Genomic DNA, 19,228 nt, shown 5'->3' with positions numbered 1-19,228 from the left:
AAATTTACTGTTATAAATGTATGTAGAAACATATATTATTTAAAAGGAGTAGTTATATATGGCAAAAACAATTGGTATAGACTTAGGCACTACAAACTCCGTAGTTGCGGTTATGGAGGGCGGTAAGCCAACAGTTATTGCAAACGCTGAAGGTGGTCGCACAACTCCTTCCATAGTTGGTTTTTCAAAAAATGGGGAGAGATTAGTAGGTCAATTAGCAAAAAGACAAGCAATACTTAATCCGGATCGTACTATAATAAGTATTAAACGTCATATGGGAACTGACTATAGTGTAAATATTGATGGAAAAGGTCATGCTCCTCAAGAAATCAGCTCGATGATTTTAAGGAAATTAGCTGATGATGCTTCAAAATATCTTGGAGAAAAAGTTACATCAGCAGTAATTACTGTTCCGGCTTATTTTAATGATAGTCAAAGACAAGCTACAAAAGATGCTGGAAAAATTGCTGGTTTGGATGTATTGAGGATTGTAAATGAACCTACAGCAGCAGCCTTAGCGTATGGTCTTGATAAAACATCTAACGAAAAAGTACTTGTCTTTGACCTTGGTGGTGGTACTTTTGACGTTAGTATTCTTGAAGTAGGCGATGGTGTTTTTGAAGTTCTCTCTACAAGTGGCGATACACGTCTTGGTGGAGACGATTTTGATGAAAAAATTATTAATTGGCTCAGTGATGAATTCAAAAAACAAGAAGGTATAGATCTAAAAAATGATAAGCAAGCAATGCAAAGATTAAAAGAAGCAGCAGAAAAAGCTAAATGTGAGCTATCATCTGTCATAGAAACAAATATCAGCTTACCATTCATTACAGCTGATGCTAATGGTCCAAAACACCTTGAAATGTCATTAACCAGAGCAAAATTTGAAGATATGAGTCGTGATCTGCTTGAAAGATGTAGAAAGCCTGTACAGCAAGCTATATCTGATGCTAAATTGTCACCAAGCGAAATTCAGGAAGTTGTTCTTGTTGGTGGTTCAACAAGAATCCCTGCTGTTCAAAATTTAGTTAAGGATTTAACTGGAAAAGATCCTAATCAGAGTGTAAACCCTGATGAAGTAGTTGCAGTTGGTGCTGCAATTCAGGCAAGCATTCTTACTGGTGAGATAAAAGATATCGTTCTTCTTGACGTTACCCCATTGACCCTTGGAATTGAAACCCTTGGTGGGGTTATGACTCCGTTAGTACCAAGAAATACTACAATTCCTGTTAGTAAGAGTCAAGTGTTCTCTACAGCAGATGATAATCAGACCGCTGTAGATGTTCACGTACTTCAGGGTGAAAGACCAATGGGCCGTGACAATAAGTCTCTTGGTATGTTTAGATTAGACGGAATTCCACCTGCTCCAAGAGGTCTTCCTCAGGTTGAAGTTACCTTTGATATAGACGCTAACGGTATTGTAAACGTTAGTGCAAAAGATAAAGCTACAAATAAAGAACAGAAAATAACCATTACAGGTACATCTAATCTCAATAAAGATGAAGTTGATAAAATGGTTAAGGAAGCTGAAATTAATGCGACTGAAGACCAGAAGAAAAAAGAAGAAGTTGAAATTAGAAATAATGCAAGCAGCTTAGTTAATGCAGCGGAAAGACTGGTGAAAGATCTGGAAGGCAAGATTTCAGATTCTGATAAAACCAAACTCAATGAGCAAAAAGAAGAACTTGATAAAGCTCTTAAAGACAATGCTTCTGTTGATGCAGTTAAGTCATTATCAGAGCAAATTCAACAAACTATGTTTGCAATTTCCTCTGCTGCTTATCAACAAGCAGGAGCTGCAGGACAAGCTGATTCTGAAGGTACTGAAGATTCTCAATCACAAAACTCTTCAGATGAAGATGTTATCGATGCAGAATATTCTAAGTCTTAATTTGATTTAGCAAATTAACATTAGATACTAAAGCCCTCTGTTAACACAGAGGGCTTTAGATTATTAAAATATAGTAAGGTTTATCTGATAATTCCAAATCCTAATAGGATAGAAGAAACAATAAATATGGTTGAAATTATAGCTGTAAATTTATTTAATCCTGCTTCAACACTTCTTTGACTTGAAAATAACTGTGCTGCATCACCAATTGCGGCTAGACCTGCTCCTTTTGGTGAGTGAAGTAGAATTAATAATATGAGCAGCGCCCCTGAAATTACTTGTACAGCTTGAAAAAATCCTAACATTTAAGCCTCCAATACTTTTTAATGTATATTTTATCATGAATATATTTAACCGATAAGAATTTATTGTAAATTAAACTTATAAATACTAATATATTTGTTAATTTAACAAATATATTAGTATTTATAAGCATAAATTTTGGCGGCTAATTCTTCAGGATTACCTTTAATATAAAGGATTTTGTTTTTAGATTTTTCACCGCTTATTATATTTATTGATGTTTTAGGAACTCCAAGTAATTTTGATAGAAATTTGATGCATTTTTCATTTGCTTTTCCTTCAATTGGAGGTACATCAAGTTTTATCCTCAAGCTATTATCGATAATGCCTGCAATTTCACATTTTGAAGAATTGGGAATTATTTTTACACTAATTTTGATCCCATCTGTGAGTTTGGTTATCTTAAGTTTTTCGTTATCTGAGTTATTCATATAGCTTTTATTTATAATAAAGAGTAAAATATATAAGGAAAAAGTTGTATTTAGTAAGAAATTAGTAGTTTTGACCATATGGACAATAGATCATTATTTGACCAATTAGATTCTATAATAAAAGAGCAGCATAGAACAGAGGAAGATGTAAAGAAAATTCGCTCTGCTTACGATTTTGCTGCATCATGGCATAAAGGACAGTATAGGATTAGCGAAGAACCATATATTGTGCATCCTGTAGAGGTCGCAACTATACTTGCGAATTTACAAGCGGATACAGACACAATTTGTGCTGCATTATTGCATGATATTCTTGAAGATACAGAGACAAAGCCTGAAGAGATCAAAGAAAAATTTGGTGAAGATGTACTTAATCTGGTAAATGGTGTTACTAAATTAAGTAAATATAGTTTTAGTTCTAAAGAAGAAAGACAGGCAGAGAATTTTAGAAAAATGTTCCTTGCTATGGCTGAAGATGTAAGGGTTATTTTCCTAAAATTGGCCGACAGACTTCATAATATGAGAACTCTTAACTATATGTCCCCTCATAAGCAAAAAGAAATTGCTAAAGAGACTGTAGAGATTTTTGCTCCACTTGCAAACAGGCTCGGAATGGGTAGAATTAAGGCTGAATTAGAGGATTTAGCTTTAAGATACATAAATCCTGAAAAATATTTTGAGATTGCTCAATTGGTGGCACAGAGTAAAGCTGAGAGGGATCTAACTGTTCAGGCTATTATTGATAAGATAAATTCAAATCTTAAAAGTATGAGTATTCAAGCTGTAATTACCGGAAGAGCTAAAAATTACAATAGTATATATAATAAAATGGTTAGACAGCAAAAATCATATCAGGATTTATATGATATAACTGCCGCTAGAATAATTGTTGATTCTGAAAAAGAATGCTATGAGGTTTTAGGGGTAATACACTCTGCATTCAAGCCAATACCTGGCAGGTTTAAAGATTATATAGCTATGCCAAAGAACAATCTTTACAGGTCGTTGCATACTTCGGTCATTGGGCCTAGAGGAAAGCCTCTGGAAGTTCAAATCAGAACTCACGAAATGCATGAAATTGCAGAATACGGTATTGCTGCTCATTGGAGATATAAGGAGTCAGGAGGATCAGTAAAATCCAATTCTGATGTTGATAAAAAGTTTTCATGGTTGAGGAAATTAATAGAATTTCAGCAAGATATAAAAGATGCGCAGGAATATGTAAATAGCGTAAAATTAGATTTATTTTCTGATCAAGTATTTGTATTCTCACCTAAAGGAGATGTTATTGACCTTCCAAATGGTGCTACTCCTATTGATTTTGCTTATAGAATTCATACTGAAGTTGGTCATAAGTGTGTTGGTGCATTGGTTAATGGACGTATAATACCTCTAGATAATAAACTTAGAAATGGTGACATAGTAGAGATACTGACCAGTAAACAGGCAAAACCTCGTCTTGGTTGGATTAATATAGTTGTAACAAATCAGGCTCGCAATAGAATACGGCAATGGTTTAAGAAAAATCTTAGAGATGAGAATATTTCTCAGGGTAGAAGTAACTTAGAACAGGAGCTTGGAAAGTCAGCATTTGAGGAGCACGTTAAATCCGGAAAAATGCTAGAGGTTGCAAATCAGCTTAATTATCCAAGTGAAGAAGATTTATTTGCTGCTTTTGGCTACGGAGAACTCTCTATTACAAAGATAACTAATAAGCTTAAGTCCAGTGAAATTCTTCCTAAAATGCGATTTGCAAGGTCTAAATCCGGGAATACCAATCAAGTTATTGAAGGCCTTGAAGGAATGTTGTATCACATATCTAAATGTTGTTCACCTGTGCCTGGGGAATCAATTGTGGGTGTTGTAACAAGAAGTAGAGGCGTCAGTGTTCATAGAGAGGAATGCAAGAGTCTTAGTACGGTTGATCCTGAAAGAATAATGTACGTTAATTGGGCTCAAACAAATAATTCAAAAGTATATGTGACAAGAATTCTGATTGAAGTTATTGACAGACTTGGTGTATTTAAAGATGTATTAGGAAAAATTTCTGATAATAGGGCAAATATTACTCGTGCCAACATAAAAACAAGGGATAAAGCATTTGCTTTAATTGAAGTAGAATTAGAAATTACTGATATTGAAAATTTGAATAAAATCATCTCAGGAATTACAAGTGTTAGTGACGTTGTTTCCGTAAAAAGGCAGCAGACTAATGCTAGTAAAATTAGTTAACCCGAAATCGATAAAAAGTTTGATATGACTGATAGAGATGCAGAGGCGGGTTTTCGAGAATTTTGGCTAGAATTAACTTGAATTGACAGTAATATCTCTAAAAAATTCATAAATAATAAAGTATGGTTATTGCGAGGTGACAAAGTCACTTTTCTCAGTCATCAATCATTCCAATAATACGCACAATCATTGCGAGGTGACAAAGTTACTTTTTTAAGTCATCAATCATTCTAATAACACGCACTGTCATTGCGAGCACCGAAGGTGCGTGGCAATCTATCTGGTGAACATTAGAAAGATTACCACGAAGCCACAGACCCATCATCAATGATTCTTGTATATTAAAGAAAGATTGTTGACAATGTGATTGTGGCTTTGTCACCTCTTAATGACAGTTTAGGACGATTTTTAAAATTTTATAAATACCGAAAATTATAAATATTAGAAATCTCTTACTAATCATTAAATATTATTCTAATCAAGTACCTTATCAATTAGTCCAAATCATACTTAGATTATGAATTTTTTGTCGCATCTTTAATTAAGGACGTAATAAAAAATTCTTACGCATTTTTTATTACTCGTTTAATAGCTGAACACAGGAATGAGCTTGCACAGCTCCCGCTTCGCGCAGGAAGCAGGCTACAGAAATCACAAAAGATAGAATGAGTTTTGTTTTCGGTCCAGACCAGCGAAGCTGCTCTTCCCGAAAATTTCACTCCCGCTTCGCATTTTTTCATCAAAATCTTTAATTATTTTTTCCGCTGTCCTTAATCAATTTATTTTGGAAAGAATAGGAATTAATTCTCTTAGAGAATCAATTCCTATGAATTACTTGCTAATATTACTACTAAGGTTACTTATATATAAGGGTGTGGAAGCTATGTACGATGGTGATTTCTGGAATAAGGTCAGGGAAAAGGCTTATTATAAATATTTAGACAGGATAAATCAAGGTTTACCTGGAAATTCGGAACAGGATTGGGTAAATGCTGAAATAGAGCAGAAAATTGAAGAGAAAATTAACGAAGAAGCTTATTATCATTATTTAAATTATGGTGATTATCCTCTTTTAAATTGGCTTGTTTCTAAAAGAGAAATTACAGAAAGATTGCAATTTTTAGCTTTTTATTTGCATGAGGCTGATATAAATAAATCTCCACTTGAAAATTGGTCAGAAGCGCAGAAATTATACATTGAACAATTTTAACTTTGCTAATAAAAAAGTGTATTAGGAATCTTGCTTTTCTGGGATATCACTTTTATTTATTATGTTATTCTGTAATTCATTTAATCTTCTTGATTTTGAAAGACGTGCAAGGATTAGCATAATAGATAAAATTAATATAACCAGTATAAAATATAGTTTATATGCCCCCACAAAGATTGTAGCAATTGACCCAGCAGCAATACAGAGTAAATAAAATACCATTACAGTACGATTATGAGAAAGTCCTGCTTTTAGGAGCCTATGATGAATATGATCAGCATCGGCAATAAAAGGATTGCTACCTTTGAATAATCTTCTGGATACTGAGTATGATATATCTAATATAGGAACCGCAAGTATCATAATAGGTAAGAGCATAGTTACAGCTACTGTTTTAAGTACTCCAGTCACCGATAAGGCTGCTAGTGTAAATCCTGCAAATAATGCACCTGAATCTCCCATAAAGATCTTAGCAGGGTGGAAGTTAAATAATAGAAATCCCATCATAGCTCCTGCTAAAATTGCAGCAACAAGGGCACTTATAGGCTGATGAGTATAAATAGCAACTACTCCAAGAGTTACTGCACTTATTGCTGAAACTCCGCCAGCTAATCCATCCACACCGTCAATAAAGTTCATAGCATTGCTAATCGCTACAATCCAGAATAATGTAATTGGAAAACTCCATATTCCAAGAAGTATAGGATCTCCAAATGGATTAGAGATAATTTCTATTTTTACTCCTAGTAAAAATGCAACCACAGCAGCCCCGAATTGGATGAACAGTTTAAATTTTGGGCTTAGATTGTAGATATCATCTACCAAACCCAGTAAAAATATTATGCTACCACCTACCAGTATTCCGGATAGTCCGTTTCCATGAGGGTAATCCCAGCTTAGCAAAACTAGAATTGCAAAAGTCAGTAGAGTACAAAGCCATATAGCAACACCACCAAGCCTTGGGATAGGAAATTTGTGGATTTTTCTGTCATTGGGGATATCTACAAATCCTCTTTTTATACTGTAATACCTTACCAAAGGTACTATGATGATTGCTAATAAAAAGGATATGAAGAAACCGTGGATATGTGAATAAAATATGCTATTAATAGCTTTAGCTCCAATCTAATTATTTTGCTGTTCTTATTTTACACTATATCGGGATATAAAGGATATTTTTTGCATAAGTCTATAGATTTTTGTTTTAATTCTGATAATTTTGTTTCATTGTCGGAGTTTTTGACTGCTTCAGCAATTATTTCGCCAACAACCTTCATATCATCAGTTTTGAAACCTCTTGTGGTGATAGCAGGAGTTCCTAATCTAACGCCACTGGTTGTAAATGGACCTTTAGGGTCATCAGGAACGGTGTTTTTGTTTGCGGTTATATGAACTTTTTCTAATAAATCGCCTACTTCTCTTCCTGTTTTATCCATTTTTCTAAGATCAAGAGTCATTAGGTGATTATCTGTGCCGCCACTGACTATGTCCATTCCATTATCTAATAATGAACCGGCAAGAGTTTTAGCATTATCAATGATATTTTTTGCATATTCTTTGAAAGATGGTTGGAGTGCCTCATGAAGAGCAACAGCTTTAGCTGCAATAATATGTTCTAATGGGCCTCCTTGAATTCCAGGGAATACAGCTTTATCTATGCCTTGAGCATGTTCGGTATCGCATAAAATTAGCCCGCCTCTTGGACCTCTTAAAGTTTTATGTGTGGTTGTAGTGACAAAATCTGCCAACCCAACAGGTGATGGATGGTATCCTGTTGCTACCAGTCCTGCAATGTGAGCTATATCTGCCATTAAATAAGCGCTGACTTTGTCTGCTACTTCTCTAAATCTTTTGAAATCAATAATTCTAGGATAATTGCTTGCTCCAGCAATTATTAACTTTGGTTTATGCTCAATAGCTAATTTTTCAAGCTCATCGTAATCAATTAAACCGTCTTTATTAACTCTGTAGCTTACTACATCAAAGTATAAACCTGAAAAATTAACCGGTGATCCGTGAGTTAAGTGTCCGCCGTTTGATAAATCCATGCCAAGGATTTTATCACCAGGTTTTAGAGCATATAAAAACACTGCCATATTAGCCTGAGCACCGCTATGGGGTTGCACGTTGGCATGTTCAGCGCCAAAGAGTTTTTTTGCTCTTTCAATTGCTAAAGTTTCGATTTCATCTATTATTTCACATCCGTTATAGAAGCGTTTTCCTGGTTTGCCTTCAGCATATTTATTAGTAAGCACACTTCCAGCTGCAGCCATTACTGCTGGGCTTGTAAAGTTTTCACTTGCTATTAGCTCAATAGTGTTTCTTTGTCTGTCTAGTTCTTGTAAAATTAATTCTGCGACTTGAGGATCAGCTTGTTTAATTGTTTGAATTTCCATTTTTTACCACCCAATCATCTAGAACAATAATTTATTTCCATGAAAATCATAACAAATAAAAAAAATTTTTACTTAAAACCTGTGAATTAGAATTTATTATTGTTAATAATTTTTAATGGAAGTTTTATGAAAATTGGCTAAACCATATATTATTAAAGATTATACAGAATATAATTCTCCAGGCTTCAGTATAATACAATTGCTTTTTGTTTCTGACTCAATTTTAGCTTTAAATTCTTCAGGATTAGCCTGAATAATAGGGAAAGTATTATAATGTATAGGTATTACTTTAGAGCTTCCTAACCATTTAGCAGCTATAACTGCTTCATTAATACCCATAGTATAATAACTACCTATTGGCAAGAGTGCAATATCAGGTTTGTAAACCTCTCCAATCATTTTTAAATCATAATGTAGCCCTGTATCTCCGGCATGATAGATAGAAACTCCCTTGATATTTAATAATATACTTGCAGGTGATCCGCCATAATTTCCTTCTGGAGTACTACTACTGTGAGAAGCAGGTAGCCAGTATGCATATCCCCAGGAAAAAGGAACTTTACCGCCAAGATTTACACCATTAGCATTTACCCCTTGTGAAGAACAGTAATTAGCAAGTTCAAATATTGCTGTAATAGTGGCATTTTTTTCTTTTGATATTTCTATACTGTCTCCCAGATGATCTCCGTGAGCGTGAGTCAATAAAATATCCTGCACATTTAACTCATTAACTGATATGGGACTGTTTACCAGAAAAGGGTCGATAAGTATAGAATGATCATTATGAATTATAAGAAAAGCGCTGTGACCTAAGTATTTTATTTCTACAGTCATAAAGCCTCCTAAAGCTATTTGCATAATTTTTGAAACAAAGTACTGGACCGTTTCATAAGTTTTATGAGTATTGAAAGGGGTAAATTATTTCCGTCGGTGCTAATGCACATAATTAAGTCCTCACTGGAATAATTGATGACTTAAATAAGTGACAAGGTCACCTTCAAATTGACATGGTGCATAGGCTCCTCCAATAATATACCCCCTTCATCATAATTTTTTGGAACAGAGTAGCACTAGGTTAAATTACTTAATAACTATATTAATTAGTCTGTTAGGTACAATGATTACTTTGATAATCTCTTTATCCTGAATATATGATTGCACTTTAGGATTTGATTTTGCTGTAGCTTCTATTTCTTCATTTGTAGAATTTACAGGCATAGGCAATTTTTCTCTAACTTTACCATTTACTTGTACAACAATCTCAATTTCTTCTGAAATAGTAAGAGATTCATCGTACTCAGGCCAATTTGTTAAATGTATAGATTCCCTGCCGCCAAAATCATGCCATATTTCTTCTGTCATATGGGGTGCTATTGGTGACATGAGTTTTATTAATGTCATTATTGCTTTACTTAAAACAGTTTTATCTTCATCAGTGTAAGATTCTTTATTGTTTACGTAATCATATATGTAGTTTACAAATTCTCTGCATTTGCTTACTGCTGTGTTGAATTGGAATTCATTACTAATATCCAGCGTGATTCTCTTGATTGTCTTATGTGTTTCTCTTAATAAATCACTGTTCTCTTTGGTAAGAGCTTTAGGATCAGGTTCCTGATAATCAAAAATTATGTTTTCTTGAGAATTTTTGATTAGACGCCATACTCTGTGTAAGAATTTATAGCAGCCTTCCACTCCTGTATCAGACCAGTCAAGGTCTCTTTCTGGAGGAGAATCGCTTAATATAAATAATCTTGCTGTATCAGCGCCGTAATTTTGGAAAATATCATCGGGATCAACAGTGTTACCTTTTGATTTACTCATTTTTGCACCATCTTTTAATACCATTCCTTGTGTTAAAAGATTTTCAAATGGTTCATCGAAATTAACTAATCCACGATCTTTTAATACTTTTACAAAGAATCTTGAGTATAAAAGGTGTAAAATTGCATGCTCAACGCCGCCCACATATTGATCAACATTCATCCACTTGTTAACCAGATTTGAGTCGAATATTTTTTGGTCATTGCGTGGATCGATATATCTCAGGTAATACCAGCTGCTACAAATGAATGTGTCCATTGTATCGGTTTCACGCTTAGCTGGTTTATTACATTTCGGGCATGTGGTATTTACGAAAGTTTTTGATGTAGCTATTGGTGATTTACCCTGAACTTTAAAATCGACGTCTTCAGGTAACAGTACAGGAAGCTGGTCATCGGGAACAGGAACAATACCACATTCTTCGCAGTAAATTATTGGAATAGGAGCGCCCCAATATCTTTGTCTGCTTATAAGCCAGTCTCTTAATCTATATTGAACCTGGCTATGACCCGCATTATTTTGCTGGGCCCATTTAGTAATTTTTTCTTTACCTGTTTCACTGTCTAAACCGGTAAATTCACCTGAATCAACCATTACACCTGTTTCAACATAAGCTTCTGTAAGAGGTCTTTCTTCTTTTTTATTTGGATCTTTTATAACTTCAATAATTGGAAGGCTATATTTTTTAGCAAAGTCAAAATCTCTCACATCATGAGCAGGTACACCCATTACAGCCCCGGTTCCATATTCTACAAGCACATAATCACCAGTCCAAATTGGAACCTTTTTGCCGTTAAATGGGTTTATCACATGTGTTCCTAAAGGAACCCCTGTTTTTTCCCTTTCTGCTGATGTTCTTTCCAGTTCACTAATTCTTTTAGCATTTTCTGTATAGTCATATACTTTTTCTTTGTTTTCTTCAGTAATTAATTGATCTATTAAAGGATATTCAGGCGCAACTACGAGATAACTTACGCCAAAAACGGTATCTGGTCTTGTTGTGAATACAGGAATTTCTACATTATCAAGTTCAGCAACTTTAAATTTTAATACAGTTCCATAAGACTTGCCGATCCAGTTTTTCTGCATTAATTTAACTTTTTCCGGCCAGCCTGTTAATTTATCTAAATCCTGAAGTAATTGTTCTGCATAATCGGTAATTTTAAGGAACCATTGAGAAAGTTTTTTCTTATCCACAGTTGAACTACAACGCCAGCATAAACCTTCTTCTACTTGTTCATTAGCTAATACAGTAGCGCAACCAGGACACCAGTTAACCCCAGCTTCTTTTTTGTATGCAAGTCCTGCTTTATAGAATTCTAAAAATAACCATTGAGTCCATTTATAATAATCAGGTTTGCAGGTGGCGATTTCTCTGTCCCAATCATAACTTAGGCCAAGTGTTTTTAGCTGATCTTTCATATAATCAATATTTGAAAGTGTCCAATCAGCGGGATTCTTACCGGATTGTATAGCCGCATTTTCTGCTGGTAATCCAAAACTATCCCACCCCATTGGATGAAGGACATTAAAACCTTTCATTTGTTTAAAACGAGCAATAACATCAGTAATTGTGTAATTCCTAACGTGTCCCATATGTAATTTGCCTGATGGATATGGAAACATTGATAAAGCATAATATTTAGGTTTATCTGATTCATTTGAAGTGTGATATATATTGTTTTCTGCCCAGTTTTTTTGCCATTTTCTCTCTATTTCTTGTGGAATATATTGCTCTCTCAAGACAGTTACTCCTTTTTTGCACTATATTTTCTCACTTATAACCTATATATTATAACGAAAAAATATTTTTAGAGTAAAATTAAGCATAAAAAGCTATTAATCCATAGAAACTTGTTGTTTTGATAATATTATTGCTATTTTTTCAATAGTGTCGTTGTCATTAAGTTTATCAGAATTAGAAAGGGTGAAAGATCCGTTAAAGGTAATTCCGTCTTGTGATATGACTCTTCCTGCAAGACTGGAACCGTTTTGCCTGAAGCTTCCATTAGTCCAGAATAATGCATTAAAGCTTCTGCTTCCATTTAGTGTTATGTCATCTTGACAGGCAAATATTGTATCAACTTTTCCTGTATGTGACGTTGCAATATCAACACTTCCGTTAACTGTTAGAGCCCCTGATGATATAACCATTACGTTTGATAAGTTAGAAATACCATTGGCATGGATTGTTACATCTCCATCAACAAAGATAGTTTTGCCTTGCATATTACCGTATAATGTTATATCACCATTACTATTTGGGGGTTTATCTTTAGGTTTAACCAATAATATACCTGAAGATTTATAATATGTAGGTATAAAAGTGGCTTTTTTATTTGAATAATGGTTATTTGTAAACTTAATACCTTGATTATGTAGGTTTGCTATGGATTCGCTAATGTAAATATAGCTGCCAGCAGGAGCATTCATTATTTGTTCATTTATATCTGATTGATTTTTATCTAAAGTTATACCCTGTTGTGCTTTTTGTCTTAGTGTAGAAATTGGAACGACAGGAACGTCAACTATAGGTACATATCCTCCTACAGGGTTGTTAACCGAATCAGGTGTTTCTGCATCAGGGTCTGATGATTGTGTTGCTACAGCATTGTTTGCTGTATTGGTTGGACCACTTAAAGATAATCCATCGTTGCCATGGATGCTCATATTTAGTGTTTTATTGCCATGAATTGTGAGCACCCCATTTGTTAATAGGCCGTAATCATTATATACATCTGGAATTTTCAGAGTCATTCTTGCTCGTATTTTTCTGTGAGCTTTTTGATATTTTCCAACAACACTAACCAATGCTGTTGAATTTGAATTAACATAATTAATAGATTCAATCCAATATGTTGCGCCATTATTTAAGGTTGTTGGGGTATTAGACTTTGGCAGATTTAAGTCAGATAATGAAGTGCCCCAGTTTGATATATCTGAATTGTATAAATTAGTTACTTTTGCTAAGCCCGCTTCTGTCGCATAATATGCTATTTTACCGAACTTTTCGTCTGTGAGCTGCCCAGTATTTTTCTCTGAAGAGTTAAGCATAACTGCGGTAATGAGTAACGCAATAGCTGAAATAAAGATAGCCAACAATAATGATGCTCCTCTTTTAGCAGAGTGCTTTAGGGTTTTCATATTTAATTTTCCTTCAAAAGTTTAAAATACTACACTAATTTAAAACAAATAATCGCTTATTAATAATACCCTATTATAACTGGAATTAAACTGTTTTTAAAATAAAATTCATAAAAATTTGCGAAATTAATTTCTGTAATTAGGAAATCAACAAGCTATTTTATTTATATAGCTTAAATTAAGTATAATAAATCCCTATATTCTTAATGAATATAGGGATTATGGAAACAAGTTTTGATTAATTATTCATCCATAGAGATTTGTTGCCAGGACGAGCGGGACACTTCTTTTTCTATTAAACCATTATCGTGAAGCTTGCCGGATGGCTCAAGAGTAAAATTACCGTTAAAAGTCAGATTTCCTCTAGAAATTACTTTACCTGCAATACTTGAACCATTTTGTCTAAAAGTGTCTTCTGTCCAAAAAAGAGCAGCAAAATTTCTACTTCCATTTAGAGTTATTTGGCCAACTGATGCAAATGTAACATCAACCTCACCGGCATGAGATGTATCTATGTCAACATAACCGTTAACAGTTAAATCTCCTGTAGTAACCAGCATCATGTTTGATAAATTATAAAAACCATCTGCGTTAAAAATAGCATCACCTTCTATGAATATGAATCTTCCCTGCTGGTTACCGTCAAAGGTTATACCTTTAGAGCTAGCCGGCTTTGCAATGTATTTTATATTTGCTTTTTGAAAGCTATAAGCAGGAATTAACATGGCTCTTTTATGATAATATCGGTTATTTGCTAGTATGATGTTGTTTTGAGGCAAATATGAGATAACATTTCCTTGAATGTATATAGGGATATCCGGTGGAGAGTTATTTATTTTTAATTGTAAGTTTGGGTCATTGGCATTAAGAATTAAACCGGTTTTGGCGTATTGTCTTAAATGATCTACTGGTATATCAGGAACTTTTATTGGAGGAATATAGCCTCCAACTGGTTTTGATGATGGGTCAGGATCTCCTGCAAGTTTATTAGATGATTGTGAGGCGGTTGAATTGTTATACATATAATGATCACCTGAGAACGTTAAACCTTTATTTCCATGAGTATTCATTTTTAAATATTTGTCACCAGAAATTGACAGTAAACCGTCTGTTAATAATCCAAAATTGCCAAAGGCTTTTGGTATATCAGTTTCTAATTTTGCTCTTATTTTTCTTGTGGCCTGTTTTGATTTGCCGATGATTTTTACCATAACAGCTTTTCCTGAGTCTACATACTCAACTGAGTCAACCCAATACGATGTGTCATTATTTAAATTTTCTGGGGATGAAACTGTCGGAAAAGGCAGATCTGCTAATGACTTTAACCAAGTACCGTTATAGTCAGCATTGTATTTGCTTATAACTCTCTCTAATCCAGCCATCGCAGCATAATGTGCTTTTTTTCCTTCTTTATCATTGACTAACTGATCTGTATTTTTAGATGACAAAGTCAGCATAGTAATTGTGATAAGTGCTGCAACAATGGCTATAAATATAGTTATTACCAGTGATGCACCTTTTGATGCTTTTCTTGAAATATGCATGTTAAAGTAAGGCATATTCTACCCCCATTGATTTTATTAAGTTTTAGATAACCTAAAAAGTTTATCTGGTATTTTGTACAACTACGCTAGAAACATAAGGTGTATCGTCTAGCTGATTGGTGCCACTTGATGAAGGAAAATATGTAGCTGTACCACCAGGTACAAACCCAAAAGTAATTATATTATTATTTATATCAAATGCATTTGTTCCCATTACAGTCTGATTTGCTGGCTCTAAGTTATCAGCAAGTAAATAAGATGTACCGGAACCCCAATTTATTGTAGCATTTCCTGTTAATTCAAGAGGATCTTCAGAGTTAGTCGATATTTGAGTATTATATATTGTTTCTACAAGAACATACTTATTAGAATTACCGCCATTCCATGTGCTTTGCGGTAATATTGAATATGCTACTCCTTTAAAACTTGTTTTACCTGTTGCATTTGAGTATTCAACACTGCCACTGCTTGTAAATACAGGAACTAACACTGCAATGGCTTGATCTTCAATATTTACGTTAGTAGTAGATGACATTGTTGGTATGGTTAAAGATGTACTATCAGGATAAATATAGCTTCCTTCCCTTATACCACTGGTGATTCTTTCAGTAATATTTAATTTTACTTGCTTGGATTGAAGATTTTTAACAAAATCAGCTTGTGAGATCATCATAGAGGACATCAAATCTATAGTAGGAATAATAAGAATACTCATTAAAACGAGAACCATTATGACTTCTACTAAGGTGACAGCGTTTTTATATGCTTTAAGCATTATTTTCCTCGATAATTAATTTCTTGGACGTGCTATTTCTGTGCTCAATTTGACTAATGGTGAACTATAACCAGTTTTGGAAAAAGTAACATCTAATTGCTTAAGTGTAATTACAGTATTTCCACCTATGCTCTCAGATGCCAGATTTGAAACATTGGTTGTTACGTTAAAGTAACCGTTATTAGTTATGTCATTTGTTATATCAATAGGCGGGTCAGTGCCTGCTTCTGCATCATCATATTGGCCAGTATCAGATAAATCATATTTTACGTTTTCAAAATATTTTTGTGCTAAGTCTGTTGCTTTCGAAATATTTTCTGTTTCTTGAATAATTAATAATGAAGCAGGAATTGATGTTGCAAGATACATTGCTACAATTGCGATAATCAATATGGATAATATGACTTCCAGAAAAGTAAAACCACTTTTAGAATTATGTTTTACTCTTTTTTTAAGGCCAAAAACTTTTTCCATAGAAAATTTTTCACTCTTGAATTTATGTGTAATCTTTTAGGAATTCGGGTGCTTGATTGATTTTTTATAATTATAGCACTTATGGTTTTTAAATAATAGTGTTTTGGGGTGTTTCTTTATGAAATATTAAAAAACATTTCTGATTTTAAGAAATTAAACTAGTATGCGTAAGTGTTAGATTAGTCATTGTTTGTTTAAATTAGATAAAAACTCTTATTCTAGTAATTATTGTACAAAATACAATATTAAGTTATTGCAATAATAAGATAATTTGGTTATTTAGCCCTATTTACTGCTTATTTTCCTCATTTCTGCGAGATTATTAACAAAAAATTTGCTTTAAATATCAACTTTTTTTTTGATACGTTTTTATATAACTGATCGAGGTCGTGTTTTTATGTCAGAGGGTTTTTAAAATATGGGCATTTCAAATGACTATGTTGGGGTATTAAATTCAAAAAAGCTGAAATTTCAGGGTGGTATTCAGGATGCTGTTGGTGACAAGCTCTGTAAAAAGAGTGATTCTGAAAGAATTATTTCTTCAAGGGTTGATGGAAATGACTCTGCTGCAAAGGTAGTGAAGCCAAACGCAGATGTTTTAGCTAATGCTTTAAAAGCGTATCATTTAACTCAGGTTTCAAAACCAGTTCAAGTATCTTTTGGTAGAGCACTTGAAGATCATTTGAGCTATGGCCCAAACTATCTTGGTGATGAAAAAGCTAATTTTAAAGTTATGGCTCCTAAAGCCAAAAAAATGTTTCTTGAAATTGTAAAAAAAGATGATATTGACCCTGCTAAAGATTTAAGACAAGCAACAGGTAAAGAGTTTTATTGGAATTATGAAGCTGATCCTGACGTAAGATCAAGAATCGTTCCATTAAATCAAACTAAAAAGGGGATTTTTGAAAGCACAATAGATGAAGTTAAACCAGGTGATGTCTACAGGTTTATTATTGATGGACAGGAATCAAATGGTAGAATTCAAGGATTAAAACGTAAAGATCCAAATTCAAAATCTGTATTTGATGTATCCGGCTGGTCTGAGGTCGTAGATGATGTTAAGTTGAAAAATAATGTTACTCATAATTGGCCTAAAGAAGATGAAGTCCTAATAATAGATGAAGCACATGTTGGTCTCCTTGGGGGTTTTGAGGAAACAAAGAAAAAAATAGATAAAATTGCTGAAAGTAACATTGGGCAGCAAAAAATTGCTAAAGCAATTGAGATAATGCCAATATCTGAATTTTATGGAAGTAAAAATTGGGGATATGACGGTGTAGATTGGCTTACTGCTGAAAGTTCATACGGTGGAGTAGAAAAATTCAAAGAATTAATTGATTATGCCCATAAAAAAAATGTAAAAGTAATCCTCGATATAGTACCTAATCATTTAGGGCCGTTTGGTAATGTTATGAATGATTATGGTCAGGCTTTCGATCCAATAAAGTCTAAAACACCATGGGGTGATGCCATAAACTATGAAGGCACCGGAAATGAATACATGAGAAGGGCTTTAGTTGATATGTCATTATACTGGTTGAATCTTGGAGTTGATGGTCTAAGACTAGATATGACTAAATATATGTACTCTGATATCGCTTTAAAACTAGTACATAGTGAGGTGAAAAATCATTTTCCTAAAGCAAAAATTATAAACGAGGATTCCAGAAACCTAGCAAGGCTTGTTAGTCCTCTGGAACAGTATGAAATCGATAATCCTGAAAAAGAGTGTTCCAACAATTATATGAAAAGAATTGGTGCAGATGCACAGTGGGACTTTGATTTTCAGCACACTTTAGAGGCATTGGTTACAGGTCGTAGCGGGGGCGGATTTGATCCGAGTGTTTGTGATTTAGAAGAAGAATTTAAAAATGGATTTATAAAACTTGAAAATCCAGCTGATAAAAATCATCCTCCTAAAGCAGATACAAACGTTATATATCATATGAGTCATGATGAATCCGGTAATCATGGGGGCAAACGTACAATTCATAAAGCTATAGCTTCAAAACTGGATATATATAGCAGGATTATGGGTGATGGTAAAAAGGCTGATGCTGCATTTTTTGATTTATTTAAAACATATCTTAAAGGGGCTAAAGAAGGATGGACAAAAGCTAATAACGATGAATGGAGAGAAGTCCAAAAGCAGCATAATATTTCTAGACCAATAACTAAGGAAGAATTTTCTAATGCTTATGATCAATCACAAGCTCTTAATCGTTTGGCTTTAGGAACAGTAATGGTACATCCAAGTAGAACTAAAATGATTCTTATGGGTGATGATGAAGGTATTCTTGCCCCATTAAAGTTCTTTGCTGAATATCCTTCAGATGCTAAAGATTACAATGGGATACCGGTATCTAAGAAAGTGAGTGATGAGAAAGGTTATCCTGTAGGAAAACCATCCTTTGATGAATCTAAAATTGATCAAGATGCATATAATGATCCTAAATTTAGAGATGAAACCATAAAATATAAACAAGCTTTGGAAAAGCTGATTGAGGAAAATCCTGCTCTAGCTAATGGCAAAGCTGACTGGGATCATCTGAAAGCATATAACTATAAAGATGCAAAGGTTTTACATTCATTACGTAAAGAAGGCAATAATGAAATATTAGCTGTAATGAACTTTGGTGATAAAGATTTTGGTGTAAGGGGTGAAGGTAAATTCACTTTAAGAAATATTGAGCTTCCTGATGGAAAGTGGAAAGAAATCTTAAATAGTGATGCTAAAGAATTTGGCGGATCAGGATTTACCAATAACGGCCCAGTATCTGCTGGATATGGTCAGCTTGATATTAATCTACCAAAGCGTAGTATGGTAGTATTTAAGAGAGAAGCTTGATTTTATATACGAGATATAAAGAGAGGCTCAATATTATTGGCCTCTCTTTTAATAATGCTTTATTTACTTAGTTTGTACAGTTTCTTGTTTTTGTATCAATTATCATACCTTTTGGAGCAGCAAATGAAGTTCCATAAAAGCAGTTTATGGCAGGAC

The 19,228-nt window shown here is 33.8% G+C and carries 14 protein-coding genes and 1 pseudogene (1 of these 15 only partly in view); 4 read left to right on the top strand and 11 right to left on the bottom strand.

All coding sequences use genetic code 11. The features are described from left to right. Nucleotides 1-58: 58 nt before the first annotated feature. Nucleotides 59-1,891 (top strand): molecular chaperone DnaK, encoded by a 1,833-nt coding sequence (locus A2255_02310; GenBank protein OGI16578.1) that lies wholly within the window; start codon nt 59-61, stop codon nt 1,889-1,891. A gap of 80 nt (nt 1,892-1,971) precedes the next feature. Here A2255_02310 and A2255_02305 read toward each other — a convergent pair whose 3' ends face one another. After that, nucleotides 1,972-2,196 (bottom strand): preprotein translocase subunit SecG, encoded by a 225-nt coding sequence (locus A2255_02305; protein OGI16577.1) that lies wholly within the window; start codon nt 2,194-2,196, stop codon nt 1,972-1,974. Between the two features lie 114 nt (nt 2,197-2,310). Then, a complete protein-coding gene (locus tag A2255_02300; protein OGI16579.1) occupies nt 2,311-2,625 on the bottom strand; it encodes a YggU family protein in 315 nt (104 codons plus the stop codon). A 78-nt stretch (nt 2,626-2,703) separates the two neighbouring features. Here A2255_02300 and A2255_02295 point away from each other — a divergent pair, with 78 nt between their 5' ends. Both A2255_02295 and A2255_02290 read left to right on the top strand, forming a co-directional pair. Beyond that, a complete protein-coding gene (locus tag A2255_02295; GenBank protein ID OGI16576.1) occupies nt 2,704-4,857 on the top strand; it encodes a hypothetical protein in 2,154 nt (717 codons plus the stop codon). An 883-nt stretch (nt 4,858-5,740) separates the two neighbouring features. Next, nucleotides 5,741-6,067 carry a hypothetical protein gene (locus A2255_02290; protein OGI16575.1) on the top strand — a complete coding sequence of 109 codons (327 nt, stop codon included), beginning with the start codon at nt 5,741-5,743 and terminating at the stop codon, nt 6,065-6,067. Between the two features lie 21 nt (nt 6,068-6,088). Here A2255_02290 and A2255_02285 read toward each other — a convergent pair whose 3' ends face one another. From A2255_02285 to A2255_02250, 8 genes are all read right to left on the bottom strand, one after another. Continuing rightward, complete coding sequence (locus A2255_02285; GenBank protein ID OGI16574.1) at nt 6,089-7,105, bottom strand: hypothetical protein; 1,017 nt, start codon at nt 7,103-7,105, stop codon at nt 6,089-6,091. Between the two features lie 110 nt (nt 7,106-7,215). Continuing rightward, on the bottom strand, nt 7,216-8,463 hold the full coding sequence (locus A2255_02280; protein ID OGI16573.1) for a serine hydroxymethyltransferase: 1,248 nt from the start codon (nt 8,461-8,463) through the stop codon (nt 7,216-7,218). 159 nt (nt 8,464-8,622) lie between these two features. Then, on the bottom strand, nt 8,623-9,297 hold the full coding sequence (locus A2255_02275) for a metal-dependent hydrolase (GenBank protein OGI16572.1): 675 nt from the start codon (nt 9,295-9,297) through the stop codon (nt 8,623-8,625). A 246-nt stretch (nt 9,298-9,543) separates the two neighbouring features. Next, a complete protein-coding gene (locus tag A2255_02270; GenBank protein OGI16571.1) occupies nt 9,544-12,030 on the bottom strand; it encodes a leucine--tRNA ligase in 2,487 nt (828 codons plus the stop codon). 96 nt (nt 12,031-12,126) lie between these two features. Next, entirely contained in the window at nt 12,127-13,431 is a 1,305-nt protein-coding gene (locus A2255_02265; GenBank protein OGI16570.1) for a hypothetical protein, read from the bottom strand. A gap of 242 nt (nt 13,432-13,673) precedes the next feature. Beyond that, the gene (locus A2255_02260) at nt 13,674-14,990 is read right to left on the bottom strand and encodes a hypothetical protein (protein OGI16569.1); all 1,317 of its coding nucleotides are present in this window, start codon (nt 14,988-14,990) and stop codon (nt 13,674-13,676) included. 46 nt (nt 14,991-15,036) lie between these two features. Further along, on the bottom strand, nt 15,037-15,750 hold the full coding sequence (locus tag A2255_02255; GenBank protein ID OGI16568.1) for a hypothetical protein: 714 nt from the start codon (nt 15,748-15,750) through the stop codon (nt 15,037-15,039). A gap of 15 nt (nt 15,751-15,765) precedes the next feature. Next, nucleotides 15,766-16,224, bottom strand: coding sequence for a hypothetical protein (locus tag A2255_02250; GenBank protein ID OGI16567.1), 459 nt, complete (start codon nt 16,222-16,224; stop codon nt 15,766-15,768). A 418-nt stretch (nt 16,225-16,642) separates the two neighbouring features. Here A2255_02250 and A2255_02245 point away from each other — a divergent pair, with 418 nt between their 5' ends. Further along, a complete protein-coding gene (locus A2255_02245) occupies nt 16,643-19,072 on the top strand; it encodes a hypothetical protein (protein ID OGI16566.1) in 2,430 nt (809 codons plus the stop codon). 95 nt (nt 19,073-19,167) lie between these two features. Here the strand turns inward: A2255_02245 and A2255_02240 are convergent. Then, nucleotides 19,168-19,228, bottom strand: a pseudogene (locus tag A2255_02240) (hypothetical protein) (it continues 1,085 nt past the right edge of the window).

This window comes from Candidatus Melainabacteria bacterium RIFOXYA2_FULL_32_9, from assembly GCA_001784615.1.
In the GTDB taxonomy this organism is placed as follows: Bacteria; Cyanobacteriota; Vampirovibrionia; order Gastranaerophilales; family UBA9579; genus UBA9579.
The sequence above is the reverse complement of the archived record's forward strand: the minus strand, read 5'-3'. Positions and strand labels throughout refer to the sequence as shown.